Below are 16,904 nucleotides of genomic sequence, written 5' to 3' on the forward strand. Positions count from 1 at the left end.
GGACAGTGGCTCATGGACAGGCATCAGGACTCATAGAGAACATGCACGCCCTGCCCGGTGCATCACGCCAGTGATGTTGGTCCATCTGAGGCGTGCATGACAGGTCTTCAAGCAGACTCGTGCCTCGGTCGTGGGTGCACATCAGCACCACAACGCCTTTGTCACCTCGCCGCAAAAGGATGTCGTTGGCTCCCAACTCAGGCTTGAGCATTGGATTTTCCTCAAAAGCCTTGTCAATGACCGCGCGGTCACTGACATCCTTTGCCCCAGTACCGTACAAAATCTCCGCTTCTACATTGGCTGTGAGCTTAGTCAGTGCAGAGGCCGCACTGTTCATCTTCGGCTCTTGGTTGTTCGAGCACGCCATTAGAGCGCAGCACAGAAGAACAATCCCCAGTTTTTCGGGCACCATGCTCAGTTACTCCAGAAGACGTACTTGCCAGTCGTTACCGACCGGCCGGTGTCCAGATTCCAGTCTTCAAGCGCCGCAAGAGACGCGGTGTCGTTCCTGCTCAAAGCGCTATCTAGCCCCAGCCAGACCTTAAGGATGTTGGAGATGGCTTTATCAAACAGGACGTAGTAATCCATCGCTCCTTCGGGAGTCATGATGTCCTTGACGTACATGGTCGACACTTGGTCGAGCTTCGGATAAACAAGACCACTATTGGCCGCGACGTGCCGAGCAAACGGGAATAGCTCTGTTGCACCTTTGACCGCTTTTAGTACCGTGCAAAAACCTGCATGCCAGTGGTCAGGTTTGGGCTCTGGAGCACCCTTGTTACCCGTTGAGGGATAGCTCTCGCTCAACATCTGTAGCCAAAGAGCCTTGATGGTCTTGTCAAGCTCCAGTGCACTTCCCTTTTCTCCGCAACTCGCAATCCCGGTGTTTAGATGCTGCGTAAGGCCGACATCGCCCACATTCAATTTAGGGAAGATGAAGGCGTCCTGATGCATCTCACACTTGCGGTGGGCTGCCTTATTCTGCTCATACGGTCCAACAATCTTCTCAACGATTGGATGAATCGTCATGTCGGCCGTCATGTGGCAAGCGACGCCGAGAAACCAAGCAAGCGCCTTCTCTCGCTCTGCTCCTGCCAGCTTTTGCACTCCAGCGACACCTGAGCGGAGAAACGCCGCAGTATTTTTGTAATGCATCTGGTCAGCCCAGAACCCTTGGCCAAGCCCGAGATATGGGTAATCTGGGCTGACACATCCAAGTTCTGCAAAGGACAGCCGCTTGCCCAAGGCATACATGCTTTCGCTACTCAAGACTCCTTTAGCTTTGCTTCTAGCCACATTCACCGCAGTGATGTGTGCATACGCACCTGGCATAAAAACCTCTTTTCCTACTTCGTGGAGAACGCACCAATTAATCTGTCGAGCAACGAGAAAAGCACTTCGACGCTGTAGCCGACCAAGAGCGCTACGGCGAACGGAGCCACCTCACCGAACTCAACACCGACGCTTGTTGGGAAAAACTTCGCGGCCACAAATCCTGCAACCATCCCCATGTAATACCGCGAACGGTGCAATATGGCCCGCTCAGACGCATAGGCCATAGCACGGATATCTTCCGCCAGGGACCGACTGACATACAGCGCAGAACCCAAAAAACCCCAGGCAATCGGGAGCACAAAACTCCGCAAGAGGACAAGCCAACCCTCGAGAATTCCGAGTGTGTACCGAGCCTTTTCAGCCTCAGACGGAGGTTCATCACCAACTGTTGGAAGTCCTTTGTTCCAGAAAAGCATCGCATTCATCCAATGCAATCGCCGACTGGTCTGTTCCGAGGCAACTTCGAACGTAGAGCGGCTCTTGGAGATCTCTTGGTCGATACGTTGCAACTCCGAGTCCGAGCCTTTGGCTCTGACAACAGCTTCCCGCTGCTTACCGAGTTCCTTGGCCCGCTCAGATTCCTGCTTAGACTCGACCTCTGCTTGAACGTACTTCGTCGCTGTTGTCTGCCCAACCTCGTAGTAAGACTGGAAAATTGCTACGACCAGAAGCCCAGCAAGAGCCAAACAGCGAGCTTGATTGACTGCCTTCTCTGCTGTGCTCAGTGGGCTAGGAAGAGCAAAATCAGTTCGGAAAATTTTCGCCCGAAGCTTCGCCCATCTCCCAGCCCAAACGTCGGGCTCAGATTTAGCCGCATGGCGAACACTGTCCACTGTCGCAGGGCGCGTGAGAATCGACAGACTTGCAAGGGCTGACCAGAACTCTTTTTGCGCTTCGAAGCTCTCTTTGTCTTCGGGGGACTGACTCAGTAGTGCCTGAGCTCCGACAATTTTCCCGACCAGTTCCGGCGAGACCTCAATGCCTTTGACGCTTGCGTACTGCAGAAGCCGTTGAGCGTCGGCAATCGAGCTTTTTAGTTCGTTTGTATCTGCCATGGTTCAGCGAACGACAAACGACCATTGGCATGGCTTCTTATCGCAAGGCACAGGCTCACCGTCTGCATAGAGGACGCGCACAATCCAGCGCCCCCGCCAAAGACTCTGTTTGTGACTCCACGTCCTCCAACGGAAGTCCCGGCCTTCATTGACAGTGGCAGTTAAGCCCCCGTTATCAACAATCGCGCCAACCTCCAGAAGCTTTCCAATATCTTGCGAGTCCTCTTGCGTCGGGGCCATAACATCCGGAGCAATGCTCAATGGAGATGAGAAGCTCCACTGATGGATGATTGGTAGCTTCCCTTGCTCCTTCAGGCTTGAAAGAGTATCGGGTCCACCCTTGAGCAACGTCCAGAAATAGAGCTCACTGACCCCTGTATCGGAACGAAGCTCTTTCGTGTACTGCCGGTTCTGAACACCGGAAGTCCACACACCCCGCTCGACCCGAAGGTCCTGCGAGAAGGTAAGCCCTGCAAATCCCAATCCGCTGCCAAGAACGAGAGCGAAAAAAAGTTGTCGGATAGCCCTCCCCCGGCGGCTCAACGAAAGAGAGTCGCCAGAGCCAAGGGTGTCAACGCAGACGCTTGAATTCATGCTTTTGCAGTCTTGATGTCGTCACGCACCTCTTTCAGTGCCGCAACGATAGGGCCAGGCTTGCGAGCCAAGAGCGCTCCAGCAAGAACCAGAAGGTCCGCAATCAAGTCGAGTGCTTGCGCCCAATCCTCAATCTTCTTGAGGCGTTCCTTCGCTTTAGCCAAGTCGCCTTCCAACTGTTTTTGGTCGTCAACAGCGTCATCGAGCACACGCTGAGCTGCTTCGAAGTACAGCTGATTGCTGATGGAGCGCAGACGCTGCTCTTCTTGCAGACGTGCGTAAACCTCCGCGCCATCGAGCTTTGGAGCCTCGAGCTTCAGCCGCTTGTTGTAGGCGTCAGCCACGTCGCTAAGCAACTTCGCAGTAGCCTGGACAGCCGCGATATCGCCGAAAATTGGAAAGGGTCCGTTCTCTGTTGCCATATCTGCCTCCTATCGCAATGCGTCGAGATTCTTACGAGCCGCCTTCAAATCAGTGACTGTGTCCTTGAGCACTGCCTGAAGCTCCTTGCGGTCCAATGAATCGAGGTCTTCTGCCATCGCGGCGTGAGCTGAGCGAATCTTGCCTAGCGCTGCAGTCGCGGTGTCCACACGCTTAATGAAGTCCTCATAGCGCTGCTCGTACTCTTGCATTCGGTCACGCGCCAGCATACGAACAAGGGGGGAAGTGTCCCTCGCGGAGGACAATGCGAACAGTGCATCCCCCACCGTTCGCGAATCGTTTTCCAGCATGCCACGCCAGCTTTTTGCTACCAACTCGAGCCTGGAAAGGAGGCGCGTCGCCGTCGGCCCACCTTCATTCACGAGTTCCTTGATGGCTGAACTTTGAGCGCGAGAAAGCACAAGGCGCTGGGCAATTTTGGTCAACGCGATTGCGCCTTCTGTGGTGCCGGTATCCAGCGTGCCATCCGGAAGCGACTTCAGCCCCAAGGCAATAGCATTCAGCTCCTTATCGAGCGTGAAGGAATCCTCGCCCGCAAGCTGGGCCAGCGTAGAAAAATAGCCAACCAAAGTGCTCTGCAACGCATTTGCAGCGGCCACCTGCTTTTTCCGAGCATCAGGGACGTCTGCCCGTGCCGGAGCGTTGGTCAGATAAGGCTGAATCGTGCGGGCACTGTCCTGATAGGCGTTACCAGCATCAACGTAGCTGGTGACCTCAGCAGCAGATTTGCCGAACTCACGCACAGCGGTGAGATTCGCGCAGCCTTGTAAGGCTCCAATAATGAGAACAAAGGCCCAAGCGCGAAGCATCACTTGTGCGGTCGAATAAGGTTGTTTCATCATCCCTCCATCAAGTAACTGAGCTAAATAGCGTCGGGCGCCATCCAAAATCTCTCCAGTCTTATGCAAAAACGCACAGGAGCAAGCGAGGTGAATTGATGGACCACTGACTCGCTTCATCAGGAATGAAGCCGCGAAGGCAGTAGTAGTCGCCACTCCCAAGTCTTTTGACGCCTTTGCTGTGTTTCAGTCAGGCGCTCTCAAAAATGTGTCGATTTATTACAACCGCTATGGCAAACATAGTCAATAGTTCAAACGATTTCCCATGTGATGCACCGTTGATATGGGTTCAGGCAGAGAGTCGGACTGCGCTGATCTGGCAAATGGGTTTTGCAGACCTTCCCTAACGGCAGATAGAAATAAAAACAGCGCAAGAGTGAAAAGGTTGTTTTACTTATATTTAATTTGGTCGGCGACGCACCTTGTGGAATTGATGGTAATGCCGTAGCCAATCCGTCCTACCGCTGCGCCGCCACTGCCTAGCATCGCGGTCGGGCGTGTCTCAAGCTCCTGGATGGCTATGGCACGGCACACGAATGTTGCTTCCGCCGTGGCGCGCGTCGATTAAAAGGAAAGGATAGGCTTAAATCACACGAACTTCGTGCTCCACGAAGTTCGTGTAGCATTTGCCCCATGAAGAACGTGACCATCACCATGGACGACGCCGCGGCCGAGTGGGTGCGCGTGGAAGCGGCCAAGCGGGGCAGCAGCGTCTCGCGGCTGGTGGGCGAATGGCTGGCCGAGAAGATGCGGCAGGAAGATGCCTATGCGCAGGCCATGCGCGAGGCGCTGAGCTTCGAGAGCTGGGGCGCCTCCGACGGCCCCTACGTGCCGCGCGAGATCCTGTTCCAGCGATGAGCACCGCACCGATCTTCGTCGACACCGAAGTGCTGCTGTCCAGCGTGGACGACCGCGATCCGGCCCGGCAGGCGCGTGCGCGCGAATGGCTCACGTTCTGCTGGCAGACGCGCAGCGGCCGCGTCAGCTCGCAGGTGCTCAACGAGCTGTACAACCAGGCCATCCAGCGCTTTCGGGGGCCGCACACGCTGCAGCAGGTGCGCGCGCAGGTGCGGCGCTTTCGCGTATGGCAGCCGCCGCACCTGGACGCCTACACCGTCGACGGCGCGTGGGATCTGCAGGACCGCTACGGCCTGGGCTACTGGGATGCGCTCATCCTCTCCTCCGCGCACCAGCAGGGCTGCCGCTACCTGCTGACCGAGGCGCTGCCGCACGACCAGCCCATGGACGCCGTTCGCCCCATCAACCCCTTCCTCATCGCTCCCCACGAACTGGACACCGCCGAATGACGAGCCCCGCCACCCCCGCTGCCACGCCGCCCAGCGCCCTCGACCGCATCCGCCCCGACGTGCGCGCCATGCACGCCTACACCGTGCAGCCCTCGGCCGGCCTGCTCAAGATGGATGCGATGGAAAACCCGTTCCGCCTGCCGACGGACCTGCAGGCGGCCCTGGGCGAGCGGCTGGGCGCGCTGGCGCTCAACCGCTATCCCGGCGACCGCATCGCCGACCTGAAGGCCGCGCTGGCCGACTACGTGGGCATGCCGGACGGCCAGGCCATCGTGCTGGGCAACGGGTCCGACGAGCTCATCACGCTGCTGGCGCTGGCCTGCGCGCAGCCCGGCACCGGCCAACGCGCCACGCTGCTCGCTCCCATGCCGGGCTTCGTGATGTACCCCTTGAGCGCGCAGTTGCAGGGGCTGGATTTCGTCGGCGTGCCGCTCACCGCCGACTTCGAACTCGACGAGCCGGCCATGCTCGCGGCCATCGCCCGGCACCGCCCGGCCATCACCTACATCGCCTACCCCAACAACCCCACCGCCACGCTGTGGGATGAGGGCGCGGTGCAGCGCATCATCGACGCCGCGGGCGCGCAGGGCGGCATCGTGGCCATGGACGAGGCTTACCAGCCCTTCGCCAGCCGCACCTGGATCGACCGCATGCGCGCCGAGCCCGGGCGCAACGCGCACGTGCTGCTGATGCGCACGCTCAGCAAGTTCGGGCTGGCCGGCGTGCGGCTGGGCTACCTGATGGGCCCCCGCGCGCTGGTGGCCGAGATCGACAAGGTGCGCCCGCCCTACAACGTGAGCGTGCTCAACTGCGAGGCCGCGCTGTTCGCCCTGGAGCATGCCGGCGTGTTCGCGGCCCAGGCGGCCGAGCTGCGACACGAGCGCGCCGCGCTGCTGGCTGCGCTGAGGGTGCTGCCGGGCGTCGAGAAGGTCTGGGACAGCGAGGCCAACATGGTGCTGCTGCGCGTGGCCGATGCCACCCGCACCTACGAGTGCATGAAGGCCCGCAAGGTGCTCGTCAAGAACGTTTCTACAATGCACCCACTGCTGGCCAATTGCCTGCGCCTCACGGTCGGCAATGCGGCCGACAACGCCCAGATGCTCGCCGCGCTCCAGGCCTCCCTATGACCTCTTCTGCACTCGTTCCTTCTGCCCCCTCCGACAGCCCCGACGCCGACCGCATCGCGGAGGTGTCCCGCACCACGGCGGAAACCCGCATCCTCGTGCGCGTGAACCTCGACGGCACGGGCGAAGCCCGCCTGTCCACGGGCATCGGCTTCTTCGACCACATGCTCGACCAGATCGCGCGCCACGGCCTGATCGACCTGCGCATCGAATGCGAGGGCGACCTGCACATCGACGGCCACCACACGGTGGAAGACGTGGGCATCACGCTCGGCCAGGCGTTCGCGCGGGCCGTGGGCGACAAGAAGGGCATCCGCCGCTACGGCCATGCCTATGTGCCGCTGGACGAGGCGCTGTCGCGTGTGGTGGTCGACTTCTCGGGCCGCCCGGGGCTGCACCTGCACATCCCGTTCACGGCGGGCAGCATCGGCGGCTTCGACACGCAGCTCACGTATGAATTTTTCCAGGGCTTCGTGAACCACGCGGGCGTCACGCTGCACATCGACAACATCAAGGGCATCAATGCCCACCACCAGTGCGAGACGGTGTTCAAGGCCTTCGCCCGCGCGCTGCGCGCCGCGCTGGAGCGCGACCCCCGTGCGGCCGGTGTCATTCCCTCCACCAAAGGGTCCCTCTGAGGTTTTCGGCTCCATGGGCCTTCAGCGCTCATCCAACATGCGCAAGCAGCTATGAAAAGTGAAGCAAAAACCGTGGCCGTCGTGGACTACGGCATGGGCAACCTGCGTTCCGTCTCGCAGGCCGTCCAGGCCGCCGCCGAGGGCACCGGCTGGACCGTCGTGGTCACCTCGCGTCCCGAGGACGTGCGCGCCGCGCAGCGCGTGGTGCTGCCGGGGCAGGGCGCCATGCCCGACTGCATGAGCGAACTGCGCGAATCGGGCCTGCAGGCGTCGGTGCTGGAGGCTGCTGCGTCCAAGCCGATGTTCGGCGTGTGCGTGGGTATGCAGATGCTGCTGGACCGCAGCGCCGAGGGCGACACGCCCGGCCTGTCACTCATCCACGGCGAAGTGCTCAAGTTCGACCTGGCCGGCCGCCAGCAGCCGGACGGCAGCCGCTACAAGGTGCCCCAGATGGGCTGGAACCGCGTGGGCCAGGTGCGCCACGGCGGCGCGGCGCACCCTGTGTGGGCCGGCGTGCCGGACCAGAGCTACTTCTATTTCGTACACAGCTTCTATGCGCGCCCGCGGGATGCGGCGCACTGCGCGGGCGAGGCCGATTACGGCGGCCCCTTTGCAGCGGCGATTGCGCGCGATAATATTTTTGCCACGCAATTCCATCCGGAAAAGAGCGCGGAGCACGGCCTGGCGCTCTATCGCAACTTCCTTCACTGGAATCCCTGATCTTCAACCCCTTGCCGGGCCTGCGGCCCGACCTGGCACATCCTTAGCCTTTCCATCATGCTGCTCATCCCCGCCATCGACCTCAAGGACGGACACTGCGTGCGCCTCAAGCAAGGTGACATGGACCAATCCACCACCTTCGGAGAAGACCCGGGCGCCATGGCCCGCAAGTGGGTGGAAGCCGGGGCGCGACGCCTGCACCTGGTGGACCTGAACGGCGCCTTTGCCGGCACGCCCAAGAATTACACGGCCATCAAGTCCATCCTGAAGGAAGTCGGCGACGACATCCCCGTGCAGCTCGGCGGCGGCATCCGCGATCTGGACACGATCGAGAAGTACATCGACGGCGGCCTGCGCTACGTGATCATCGGCACCGCCGCCGTGAAGAACCCCGGGTTCCTGAAAGACGCCTGCAGCGCCTTCGGCGGCCACATCATCGTGGGCCTGGATGCCAAGGACGGCAAGGTCGCGACCGACGGCTGGAGCAAGCTCACGGGCCACGAGGTGGTCGATCTGGCCAAGAAGTTCGAGGACTGGGGCGTGGAGTCGATCATCTACACCGACATCGGCCGCGACGGCATGCTCTCGGGCATCAACATCGACGCCACGGTCAAGCTGGCGCAATCGCTCACCATTCCGGTCATCGCCTCGGGCGGCCTGGCCAACATGGCCGACATCGAGCAGCTGTGCGCGGTGGAAGGCGAAGGCATCGAAGGTGTGATCTGCGGCCGCGCCATCTATTCCGGCGACCTGGATTTCGCCGCGGCGCAGGCCCGTGCGGACGAATTGAACGGCGCTGCCTGACGCCTCGGTCCGGCCGCCTCAGGATGCCTTGCGGCGTTTGAGGCGGGTTTTCAGGCGCCGGTCCTTGCAAGCCCCGGTGCCGTGCCATCCGGACCATCGGTCCGGCGGCTTTCCATCCAACGCGATGGCCTCCGGGCGCTAGGCGCGCTCCGGGATCAGCAGCCCGTGACGGCCCGCCCCTGGTTCACCGCGGCCACGGTCTGCAGCAGGTTCGTCCAGTACGAAGGCAGGGCGTCCCAGGGGTTGCCGACATCCGCCACCGGGTCGTATTCAAGGTTCGTCATGTAGATGGGGCCGGCGTTGTATCGGGCCGAGGCGGCGGTCTGCACGGCCTGCTGCATGTCGGCACAGGTGGCGGTGTTGTGCACCAGCGAGCTTTGGCGGCTGTTGGCCAGGGTGTACAGCCAGGGCGCGGTGCGCGGGTCGTAGCTGGCGTAGGTGCTGTTGCGCCCTTCGAAGGTGACGAGCACATCGGCCACCGCGGCGTAGCCGGCGGCAGGCACCATGCCGGGGTTGCCGATCACGCGCAGGCTGGCGTCCTTGGCCTTGATGTAGCTGTAGATCTCGCGGTAGAAGTCGAGCCGCGTGGTTTCGGAGGCCATTTCATCCAGGAAGATGCCGCTGATCGCCCCGCGCCCGAAGAGCGCGATGTAGTTGTCGATGTTGGCCTTGATGCTGGCCAGCGACCGCGAGCCCGTGCCGTAGCCGGTATAGACATAGCCTACCACCTTGCCGCCGGCCGAAACGAACGCGTTGACGGCGCTCACATAGCTGGCCTCCGCCGTGGTGAACACCCCGTTGTTGGGATTCAGGATGGCGGTGACGGACACTGCCGGATTGGCCGCCGCGCCGCTGGCCAGCAGGGCCCAGCCCTGGCCCGACGAGGGGTGGAAGTAGGCGGGCACCAGCACTTCCAGCGCCGCGGGGGCCGGGCGCAGGTACACCACGCGCGTGGCGGTGACCGACTGGCCGGACACGCTGGTGGTGGCGCTGATCTCCTGCCGGCCTGCCGCGGCGCCGGACAGGGTGGCGGTCGCCACGCCCGCGCGGGTGGCGCTGGTGGCCGAGAACGCGCCGGGCAGGGCGGAGAAGTTCACCGCCGTGCCATCGGCCGCGTCGGCGCCGTTCACTGTGACGCGCGCGCTGATGGCCAGGGCGGCATTCGCGTTGAAGACGGCCTCCGCCTGCGGAGCGCTGAGGGTGATGGCGATGCTGGTCGGGGTGGGGGTCACCGGCGTCGTCGGGTCGGTGGAACCCCCTCCACCGCCGCCACCGCAGGCGGCCAGCAAGGTAGCGAGTGACAGGCCGCACCAGCGGGTGATGCGGGCAATGAGGGTGACGCGGGCGGGAATGCGGGGCATGGGATGTCCTTGGCGGGCGGGAATGGGGATGGCGAGGGGTTGGATGGGGACTGGTGCAATCGGCGTGCCGGATGCGGATCTGCGGGTCAGCAGGTGGGCAGCGTGGCGCCCCGGTTGACGGAATCCACGGTGCCCAGCAGTCGGGTCCAGTAGGCCGGAAGGGTGTCCCAGGGGTTGCCTTCCTGCGTGTCGGGGTTGAAGGTGTCGTCGGTGACGTAGATCACGCCGCTGTTCACGCGGGCCGTGGCCGCTGCACGCACGGCGCCCTGCATGGCTACGCAGTCGGCCGCGTCGTGCACCAGAGCGTTCTGGCGCGTGTTGGCCATCTGGTAGAGCCAGCCACCGCTGGCGCGGGGATCGTAGTCGGCAAAGGCCGCGTTGCGGTTCTCGAAGGTCACCAGGGTATCGGCCACGGCGGCATAGGCGGCATTGGGCACGGTGCCCGGGTTGCCCACCACGCGCAAGCTGGCGCCTTTGCTCTTGATGTAGTCGAACAGTTGCCGGTAGTAGTTGATCCGGCCGGGCGCGGACGACATCTCGTCGATGAAAAAGCCGCTCACCAGCCCGGTACCGTAGAGGCTGAGGTATTTGTCGATGTTGCCCTTGACCTTGCTGATCGAGCGCGATCCGTAGCCGGTGTACACGTAGCCCAGCAGCTTGCCTCCCGCCTGCACGAAGGCCGTGGCGGCGGCCGTGAACTCGGGGTTGGCGCGGGTGAAGACGCCGTTGCTGGGGTTGAGAATGGCCGTGACGCTGACGGAGGGGTACGCGCTGGCGCCGGCGGTCATGGCGTCCCAGGGCGAGCCCGCCGAGGGGTAGAAATACGCGGGGACCAGCACTTCCATGGGTGCGGCGGCCGGGCGCACGTAAAGGATGCGCGAGGCGGTCACGGCGCCGCCGCTCGAGGCCACCGAAGCGGTCAGGGTCTGGCGCCCCAGCCCGGCGGGGGTGAAGGTGGTGCCGGCCTCGCCGCCGCGCAGCGCGGCCACCGGCGGCGCAAAGCTGCCCGAGGTGGCGGAAAAATCGACGGACACGCCGTCAGTGATGGCGCTGGCGACCCCCGCCTGCACCGTGAGGGAGACCGGCACGCTGGCTCCGGCGTCGAATACATCCTGGTCGAGCGGGGCGGCGAAGGCGGCCTGCGCACCTGCCGTGGCAGCTTCGGCTTTTTGCGCCGAGGTTTCTGCGGGTTCGCTGCCGCCGCCCCCGCAGCCGGCCAGCCCTGCGGCGAGCAATCCGGAGACCGTCCAGAACGCCAGCCGCAGCGCAGCGCGGCTCGGCAAGGCACGATGGATCGCGTTCGGCATGGCGCCTCCCTTTTTTCTGTGGCCCGGGTGGATTTCAGTTTTTGCCATTGTCCACCGAACGCGGGCCGGGCTACTGCAGCATGAAGGTTTCGTACTCCAGCCGGTTGAGTTGGCGCGACAGCAGGTACATGCCAGTGCACAGCGTGAGCAGCGTGGACAGCGCGAAGCCGTAGCCATACAGGGCCGCGCCGGCATACAGCGTGAAGCCGGTGAGCGCGATGTTCAGCAGCACGAACTGCACGCACAGCAGCAGCACGATGCGGCGCTGGTCCAGGTAGAAGAACACGTTCAGGATGGCCATCAGCCCCACCTGCAGGCCCGCGCCGATCACCTGCACGTGCAGCAACGGCAGGTAAAGCCGCGAGATGCCCAGCACGTCCAGCAGCGCCGGGCCGGCCACGAAGGTGACCAGGATGGCCAGCGTCTGGATCTTGCCGATTTCGCCCAGCCCTTGCTGGATCGAATACACCATCTCGTCGCGCATGGCCTCGATGTACTCGAGCGAGCCGCCGCTGCGCACCGCGTCGTAGAACTTGTCGTAGTACTCGACGAAGTCGGTCTCGATGCGCACCAGGAACACCGCCATGCCCGGAATGATGGACAGGTAGGCCAGGAACACCGGCAGGTCGTAGATGAGCGATGCGCGCAGCCCGCCGATGATGTTCTGGGACGTCGGTGGGAAGTACCAGAACATGAACTTGTCGATCCAGATCCCGAAGTTGTAGAGGAACCCGATGGCCACGAGCGACGGATACAGCAGCTTGCGCTCCGCGAAGTCGAACGCGATCAGCCGGCCCTTGGGGTTGAATTCCTGCACCACCAGGATCCACATGCCGGCCAGCAGCAGGTAGTTGCCCAGCACGAAGCCCGTCAGCAGCCCCTCCAGGCCCCAGGGGCGCATGAAGAGCGAGCCGATCACGATCACCGCGTAGGCCAGCCCGAACAGCACCACGATCTCCTTGTAGCGCTTCATGCCGGACAGCAGCACCGTCAGCACCCACACGTCGCACATCAGGGTGAAGCCCGCCAGCATCAGCATGCGGTACACCAGCCCCAGGTTGGGCAGCAGCAGGAACAGCGCGATCGTGCCCAGGGCACCGGCCACGAGCGTGACCACCAGCAGCAGCCCGTGCAGGTTGGGCAGGATGAGGTCCTTGCGCTTTTCGAAGAGCCGGTCGGACACGAAGCGCGTGAAGGCCAGCTGAACCAGCCCCGTGAGGATCAGGCTGCCCGCCACCATGTAGGTGACCGAGGTCTGGAACTGCGTGACCAGAAAGCCCGGCACCACCACGCTGGCGCTGAAGATACCGATGAGCAGGATGCCCACGATGGAGAACACCCACGGGCCCGAGCCGATGACGCCCGCATAGGCGTAGGCCTGCACCAGGCTCACCAGCGTGTTCTTGCGCAGCATGCGGCGCAGTTCGAATCCGATGCCAGCCATCAGCGGGGGCCCTCCGTCTTCTGGAACGCGTTCTCGTACACGCGGCGGTAGCGGTCGAACATCATGGTGTCGGTGTAGTAGCGCTCCACGCGCGCGATGGCCGCCCGGCTGGCGCTCTCCCAGGCGGCGGGGTCGTTGAGCAGCGACAGCGAGGCGTCGGCCAGGCGCTGCGGGTCGGCGATCGGCACCACCTTGCCCGAGGCGCCCAGCGCCTTGTCTTCATCGTCCAGCCCTTCGATGAGCTGGCGGCACGACCCCACGTCGGTGGACACGGTGGGCACGCCCGCGGCGTAACCCTCCAGGATCACCAGGGGCAGCGCCTCGCTGATCGACGACAGGATCACCAGCCCGATGCGCGGCATGAGGTCTTCCACGCGCTGAAAGCCCAGGAAGCGGATGTTCTGCTCCAGCCCCAGGCTGCGCACGAGGTTCGTGCATTCCTGGGCATAGGCCGGGTCCTCCTCGGTCGGGCCGGCGATCCAGCCCTCGGCCTGCGGCAGCTGGTTGACCACGCGGCGCATGGCGCGGATGAAGGTCTTGATGTCCTTGATGGGCACGACGCGGCCGATGAGGCACAGAATCGGCGGCACCTGGGCGGGGCGCTTGTCGCGCAATGGGGCGAAGCGGCCCAGGTTGATGCCGTTCGGGATGTTGAAGGTGCGCGATGCCTCGGCGCCATCGGTCACCTGCCGCAGCCGGTTGGTTTCGTAGAGCGCAATGATCGGGTCGGCGGCCGCGTAGCAGTAGTAGCCCAGCCATTCGAAGAACTGGATCCACATCTGGCGGAAGTACGACAGCTCGGTCGGGTCGCGCTGGAAGATGTTGCGGTTGTCGCGGATCCACTCGCTCTTGAACAGGTCGATCTTGCGTTCCTTGGTGTAGATGCCGTGCTCCGACAGGATCAGCGGCACGCCGCGCGCCTGCTCGATCAGCCCGCCGAGGAAGCCGGCGTACCCCGTGGAGGCGCAATGCACCACGCGCACCGGAATGAGCTGCTGCGCCACGCGGGCCAGCGTCCACAGCGGCTGGTACATGATGCGCACCGTCCAGAAGTAGTCCACGAACGACGGGTCGGTGCAATGGTCGCGGTAGCTCTTGCAGATGATTTCCCACGCCCGCTCGCTGTAGAGGAAATCCTCCAGCGGCAGGCGTCCGCCCGGCTGCATCTGCTGGGTGATCTCGCGGAACGCGGCCATCGTCTGCGGGCTGCGGTCGCCCGTGCGGAACGACTCGACCAGGGTGTGCACCATGTCCAGGGCCGCGCGGCTGCCCTTGCGCCGCGCGGGCAGGGTGCGCACGCCCAGGTGGTCGTAGAGGTAGTGCTCCTCGAAGTGAACGACGTTCGGCGGCAGCTCGTACTTGAACGCGGAATAGTCCTCGCGGCGGCTGCCCAGGAAGACGATGGCAAAGCGGTACTCCGGGTAGGCACGGATGATCTGGTTGATCCAGCTCGACACGCCCCCGCTCACATAGGGGAAGGTGCCCTCCAGCAGCAGGGCCACATCCGCCTCGCTGGCTTTGGGCCCTGTCATGGCGCGCTCCAGTAGTCGAGGACGGGGCGCAGCCGGGGCAGCGCGCGCCACTGGTTGAGCTGCTGCACCAGTTCGCGCGTCTGCGCGAAGTCGCGCCGCTCAAAGCACAGTTCGGCCTGGTAGGGCAGTACGCGCGTGGCGGGCAATCCCAAGTTCCGGGCGAGCGCGTAGGCGGCTTCGGCCTCTTCCACGCGGCCCAGCAGGTGCAGCAGGCGGCCGCGGCGCAGGTTCAGTTGCGGATGGTCCGGCTGCTGCGCCAGCACCTGGTCGCAGTACTGCAGCGATTCCTTCACGGCGTGGTCGCGCAGGTCGCCCTGCACCAGTTCCTGATAAACCAGCTCCCAATACAGGTCGGACAGACGGAAGGCCGATTCGACGGTGAGCGGCCCCGGCACTTCGCCTTCGGTCTCCTTGGCCAGGCGCAGCGCATCCAGTTCGCTGTCGATGGTGCGGTTGATGCGCTTTTCCAGGGTGTCCAGCATGCCGTAGGCGAGCAGGCGCAAATCCTCGCTCGGATCGCTCAGCACCGTGCGCAACAGGGGCGAGGCAATGCGGCCGGACACGTGCTGCAGCGCCACCATGGCGCGCATGCGTGTCTGCATCGGGGCCTGGCTGTTGCCCAAGAAGGACCGCAAACCGGACTGGCGAAAGCTCCCCTGCATGCGCTGGTGGCGATCGAACTCCGGCAGCCGCAGCGATTCGAAGTCGCCCTGCGACGAAGGGCTGCGGTAGATGCGCAGCACCACCACGGCGGCGATCACCCCGATGAATCCGACGATGGGCACGGCATAGCTGAACACCGCCATCAGGCCCAGCACCGGCGCGCGCGGCCGGGCCTGCTCGCCCGACAGCAGGGGCAGCAGAAAGAAGGACAGCATCACGCAGGCCAGGGCGTGCACCAGCAGGTAGCTCGACAGGGCCGCATCCGTGTGGCCCTGCAGCAGCGCGGGCCCGCTCCATGCGCCGATCTCCAGCAGCAGCGCGGAGATGGCGAACTTGAGGTTAAGCATGGGCCATCCCGTTCAGCCGCTTGAGCACGGCCAGGGGCTCGCCGTTCAGCGGGATGATGTGCGGAAACACGCCGGCCTCGGCCAGCGGCTTGCCGCTCTTTTGGCCCGACCAGACCTCCAGGCGGTTGATGTAGCCCTCGGCGGTGGCGTTGTCGCCCAGCGGCATCAGCATGGCGAGCACCTGGCGATCGTTGCCGGTGATGAGCCAGCTTTCGTCCAGCTCGCGTTTCAGCCGCTCGATCTGGCCCGGCAGGCCGGCCTCCATGGCGCGCGGCAGAAACTCCAGCGCCACGATCACGCTGGGCACCTTGGCCGTGTCGCGGATGTGCGCCAGGCGCTGCGCTTCGAAGGCGAAGTCGGCGGGGCACTGCGGCAGCTCCTTCAGGATCGGCGCGGCCACCGTCTGCATGGCCAGGCCGTCGGTGTAGTAGCCCAGCAGCAGGTTGATGGTCTGCAGGTTCTCGGCCTGCAGCGAGAAGAACGGCATGTCCTCGATCACCAGCAGCCCGTAGATCTCGCCCCCAAGGTCCAGCAGCGGCGCGGCGGCGAGGTAGCGGGTCTGCTGCTGGTCCGCCAGCATCTGGCTCACGTGGCAGAGCTTGCGGGTTTCCAGTGCCTGCTGTACGAGCGGGTCGCGCGCGTCCAGCTCGGCGCCGCTGCCGATGCGGGCCACGGCCCGGGCTTCGATGCTGTCTTCCGTGGCGGCGTACAGCGCCGCGGATTCGAGCTGGCAGTACTGGGCCAGCAGCCGCAGCAGGGTCTGCGCGCCCTGGGCCGCGTCCTCTTCGGAGCCGCCCAGCGCCTGCAGCGTGGACAGTGCATCGCGCATGGACATCGGCCGGCCGATCAGCTCCTGCTCCAGGCGGTCGTGCGACAGGCGCAGCAGGTAGTACTGGCGCACCAGGTGCTCCAGGCGCTGGTCCAGGTACAGCTGCACGTTCTCGGCCCGGCGGGTGCGCGCCTGCCAGAGGCTGGAGAACTCGCCCACCAGCATCACGAGGATCAGGCCGCCGAGAAAGAAGATCTGCGGAAAGGTGTCGTAGTGCCCGAAGTTGAGCGCCAGCCAGCCGGCCAGCAGCACGCAGGCGCCGCCCAGCCCGGCCAGCGGGCCGTAGCGCAGGGCCACGATCACCGGGGCCAGCCAGGACCAGGGGAACGCGGCCTCGCTCCACAGCGGGTCGAAGGGCTCCAGCAGCATGCCCAGCGCGAGCGCGATGATCGGCAACAGCAGCGTCTCGCCCAGCATGATGGCCGGACGGGTGTCGGTGTCGGCCAGCTTGCCCAGCAGGTTGGAGGGCAGGTGCCGCACGCTCGGCTTGGCCGGCGGCTCGGGCGCGGCCGCCCCGACGGTGCGCCGCCGCTGTTCCACCGACGAGGGGGTCTCTGATGCCAT

Annotated in this window: 18 protein-coding genes; 6 read left to right on the top strand and 12 right to left on the bottom strand. The window is 64.0% G+C overall.

Going from position 1 to position 16,904, the window contains the following annotated elements:
• Window positions 1-10: 10 nt before the first annotated feature.
• From AVTE2539_RS12355 to AVTE2539_RS12380, 6 genes are read right to left on the bottom strand one after another with little or no spacing between them, the layout of a single operon-like run.
• Entirely contained in the window at window positions 11-412 is a 402-nt protein-coding gene (locus tag AVTE2539_RS12355) for a hypothetical protein (RefSeq protein ID WP_284410990.1), read from the bottom strand.
• Window positions 413-414: 2 nt separating this feature from the next.
• Complete coding sequence (locus AVTE2539_RS12360; RefSeq protein WP_284410992.1) at window positions 415-1,332, bottom strand: zinc dependent phospholipase C family protein; 918 nt, start codon at window positions 1,330-1,332, stop codon at window positions 415-417.
• Window positions 1,333-1,346: 14 nt separating this feature from the next.
• On the bottom strand, window positions 1,347-2,390 hold the full coding sequence (locus AVTE2539_RS12365) for a hypothetical protein (protein ID WP_284410994.1): 1,044 nt from the start codon (window positions 2,388-2,390) through the stop codon (window positions 1,347-1,349).
• Window positions 2,391-2,393: 3 nt separating this feature from the next.
• Window positions 2,394-2,984, bottom strand: coding sequence for a DUF2914 domain-containing protein (locus AVTE2539_RS12370; RefSeq protein ID WP_284410996.1), 591 nt, complete (start codon window positions 2,982-2,984; stop codon window positions 2,394-2,396).
• The gene (locus tag AVTE2539_RS12375) at window positions 2,981-3,406 is read right to left on the bottom strand and encodes a hypothetical protein (protein WP_284410998.1); all 426 of its coding nucleotides are present in this window, start codon (window positions 3,404-3,406) and stop codon (window positions 2,981-2,983) included. Before AVTE2539_RS12375 ends, AVTE2539_RS12370 begins: the two co-directional genes overlap by 4 nt.
• 9 nt (window positions 3,407-3,415) lie before the next feature.
• Window positions 3,416-4,264 carry a hypothetical protein gene (locus tag AVTE2539_RS12380; protein WP_284411000.1) on the bottom strand — a complete coding sequence of 283 codons (849 nt, stop codon included), beginning with the start codon at window positions 4,262-4,264 and terminating at the stop codon, window positions 3,416-3,418.
• A 633-nt stretch (window positions 4,265-4,897) separates the two neighbouring features.
• On the opposite strand from AVTE2539_RS12380, the gene AVTE2539_RS12385 reads away from it, so the two are divergent.
• The 6 genes from AVTE2539_RS12385 to hisA are packed head-to-tail and all read left to right on the top strand — an operon-like array spanning window position 4,898 to window position 8,857.
• The gene (locus tag AVTE2539_RS12385) at window positions 4,898-5,122 is read left to right on the top strand and encodes a CopG family transcriptional regulator (protein WP_284396732.1); all 225 of its coding nucleotides are present in this window, start codon (window positions 4,898-4,900) and stop codon (window positions 5,120-5,122) included.
• On the top strand, window positions 5,119-5,571 hold the full coding sequence (locus AVTE2539_RS12390) for a PIN domain-containing protein (RefSeq protein ID WP_284411002.1): 453 nt from the start codon (window positions 5,119-5,121) through the stop codon (window positions 5,569-5,571). Before AVTE2539_RS12385 ends, AVTE2539_RS12390 begins: the two co-directional genes overlap by 4 nt.
• A complete protein-coding gene (locus AVTE2539_RS12395; RefSeq protein ID WP_284411004.1) occupies window positions 5,568-6,698 on the top strand; it encodes a pyridoxal phosphate-dependent aminotransferase in 1,131 nt (376 codons plus the stop codon). The genes AVTE2539_RS12390 and AVTE2539_RS12395 overlap by 4 nt, the downstream gene beginning before the upstream one ends.
• Window positions 6,695-7,333: an imidazoleglycerol-phosphate dehydratase HisB gene (hisB, locus tag AVTE2539_RS12400; RefSeq protein WP_284411006.1), complete on the top strand. Its 639-nt coding sequence runs from the start codon at window positions 6,695-6,697 to the stop codon at window positions 7,331-7,333. Before AVTE2539_RS12395 ends, hisB begins: the two co-directional genes overlap by 4 nt.
• 51 nt (window positions 7,334-7,384) lie before the next feature.
• Window positions 7,385-8,053, top strand: a complete 669-nt coding sequence (gene hisH, locus AVTE2539_RS12405; protein ID WP_284405133.1) for an imidazole glycerol phosphate synthase subunit HisH — start codon at window positions 7,385-7,387, stop codon at window positions 8,051-8,053.
• A gap of 57 nt (window positions 8,054-8,110) precedes the next feature.
• Entirely contained in the window at window positions 8,111-8,857 is a 747-nt protein-coding gene (gene hisA, locus AVTE2539_RS12410) for a 1-(5-phosphoribosyl)-5-[(5-phosphoribosylamino)methylideneamino]imidazole-4-carboxamide isomerase (RefSeq protein ID WP_284396741.1), read from the top strand.
• 155 nt (window positions 8,858-9,012) lie between these two features.
• Here hisA and AVTE2539_RS12415 read toward each other — a convergent pair whose 3' ends face one another.
• The 6 genes from AVTE2539_RS12415 to AVTE2539_RS12440 form a co-directional block, all read right to left on the bottom strand.
• On the bottom strand, window positions 9,013-10,218 hold the full coding sequence (locus AVTE2539_RS12415; RefSeq protein ID WP_284411009.1) for a spherulation-specific family 4 protein: 1,206 nt from the start codon (window positions 10,216-10,218) through the stop codon (window positions 9,013-9,015).
• Between the two features lie 86 nt (window positions 10,219-10,304).
• On the bottom strand, window positions 10,305-11,525 hold the full coding sequence (locus AVTE2539_RS12420; protein ID WP_284411011.1) for a spherulation-specific family 4 protein: 1,221 nt from the start codon (window positions 11,523-11,525) through the stop codon (window positions 10,305-10,307).
• A 70-nt stretch (window positions 11,526-11,595) separates the two neighbouring features.
• Window positions 11,596-12,969, bottom strand: a complete 1,374-nt coding sequence (pelG, locus tag AVTE2539_RS12425) for an exopolysaccharide Pel transporter PelG (protein WP_284396747.1) — start codon at window positions 12,967-12,969, stop codon at window positions 11,596-11,598.
• On the bottom strand, window positions 12,969-14,501 hold the full coding sequence (pelF, locus tag AVTE2539_RS12430) for a GT4 family glycosyltransferase PelF (protein WP_284405137.1): 1,533 nt from the start codon (window positions 14,499-14,501) through the stop codon (window positions 12,969-12,971). Before pelF ends, pelG begins: the two co-directional genes overlap by 1 nt.
• On the bottom strand, window positions 14,498-15,511 hold the full coding sequence (locus tag AVTE2539_RS12435) for a tetratricopeptide repeat protein (protein WP_284396750.1): 1,014 nt from the start codon (window positions 15,509-15,511) through the stop codon (window positions 14,498-14,500). Before AVTE2539_RS12435 ends, pelF begins: the two co-directional genes overlap by 4 nt.
• Window positions 15,504-16,904 carry a PelD GGDEF domain-containing protein gene (locus tag AVTE2539_RS12440; RefSeq protein WP_272567618.1) on the bottom strand — a complete coding sequence of 467 codons (1,401 nt, stop codon included), beginning with the start codon at window positions 16,902-16,904 and terminating at the stop codon, window positions 15,504-15,506. Before AVTE2539_RS12440 ends, AVTE2539_RS12435 begins: the two co-directional genes overlap by 8 nt.

The sequence above is a fragment of the Acidovorax sp. SUPP2539 genome, assembly GCF_030158975.1.
Taxonomy (GTDB): Bacteria; Pseudomonadota; Gammaproteobacteria; order Burkholderiales; family Burkholderiaceae_C; genus Paracidovorax.

What these genes read in the sequence shown, in the direction of transcription:
- pelF (WP_284405137.1), bottom strand. Translation starts at nt 14,501, where the DNA reads ATGACAGGGCCCAAAGCCAGCGAGGCGGATGTGGCCCTGCTGCTGGAG.
- AVTE2539_RS12375 (WP_284410998.1), bottom strand. Translation starts at nt 3,406, where the DNA reads ATGGCAACAGAGAACGGACCCTTTCCAATTTTCGGCGATATCGCGGCT.
- AVTE2539_RS12440 (WP_272567618.1), bottom strand. Translation starts at nt 16,904, where the DNA reads ATGGCATCAGAGACCCCCTCGTCGGTGGAACAGCGGCGGCGCACCGTC.
- hisB (WP_284411006.1), top strand. Translation starts at nt 6,695, where the DNA reads ATGACCTCTTCTGCACTCGTTCCTTCTGCCCCCTCCGACAGCCCCGAC.
- AVTE2539_RS12415 (WP_284411009.1), bottom strand. Translation starts at nt 10,218, where the DNA reads ATGCCCCGCATTCCCGCCCGCGTCACCCTCATTGCCCGCATCACCCGC.
- hisH (WP_284405133.1), top strand. Translation starts at nt 7,385, where the DNA reads ATGAAAAGTGAAGCAAAAACCGTGGCCGTCGTGGACTACGGCATGGGC.
- AVTE2539_RS12365 (WP_284410994.1), bottom strand. Translation starts at nt 2,390, where the DNA reads ATGGCAGATACAAACGAACTAAAAAGCTCGATTGCCGACGCTCAACGG.
- AVTE2539_RS12360 (WP_284410992.1), bottom strand. Translation starts at nt 1,332, where the DNA reads ATGCCAGGTGCGTATGCACACATCACTGCGGTGAATGTGGCTAGAAGC.
- AVTE2539_RS12355 (WP_284410990.1), bottom strand. Translation starts at nt 412, where the DNA reads ATGGTGCCCGAAAAACTGGGGATTGTTCTTCTGTGCTGCGCTCTAATG.
- pelG (WP_284396747.1), bottom strand. Translation starts at nt 12,969, where the DNA reads ATGGCTGGCATCGGATTCGAACTGCGCCGCATGCTGCGCAAGAACACG.
- AVTE2539_RS12370 (WP_284410996.1), bottom strand. Translation starts at nt 2,984, where the DNA reads ATGAATTCAAGCGTCTGCGTTGACACCCTTGGCTCTGGCGACTCTCTT.
- hisA (WP_284396741.1), top strand. Translation starts at nt 8,111, where the DNA reads ATGCTGCTCATCCCCGCCATCGACCTCAAGGACGGACACTGCGTGCGC.
- AVTE2539_RS12385 (WP_284396732.1), top strand. Translation starts at nt 4,898, where the DNA reads ATGAAGAACGTGACCATCACCATGGACGACGCCGCGGCCGAGTGGGTG.
- AVTE2539_RS12420 (WP_284411011.1), bottom strand. Translation starts at nt 11,525, where the DNA reads ATGCCGAACGCGATCCATCGTGCCTTGCCGAGCCGCGCTGCGCTGCGG.
- AVTE2539_RS12395 (WP_284411004.1), top strand. Translation starts at nt 5,568, where the DNA reads ATGACGAGCCCCGCCACCCCCGCTGCCACGCCGCCCAGCGCCCTCGAC.
- AVTE2539_RS12390 (WP_284411002.1), top strand. Translation starts at nt 5,119, where the DNA reads ATGAGCACCGCACCGATCTTCGTCGACACCGAAGTGCTGCTGTCCAGC.
- AVTE2539_RS12435 (WP_284396750.1), bottom strand. Translation starts at nt 15,511, where the DNA reads ATGCTTAACCTCAAGTTCGCCATCTCCGCGCTGCTGCTGGAGATCGGC.
- AVTE2539_RS12380 (WP_284411000.1), bottom strand. Translation starts at nt 4,264, where the DNA reads ATGAAACAACCTTATTCGACCGCACAAGTGATGCTTCGCGCTTGGGCC.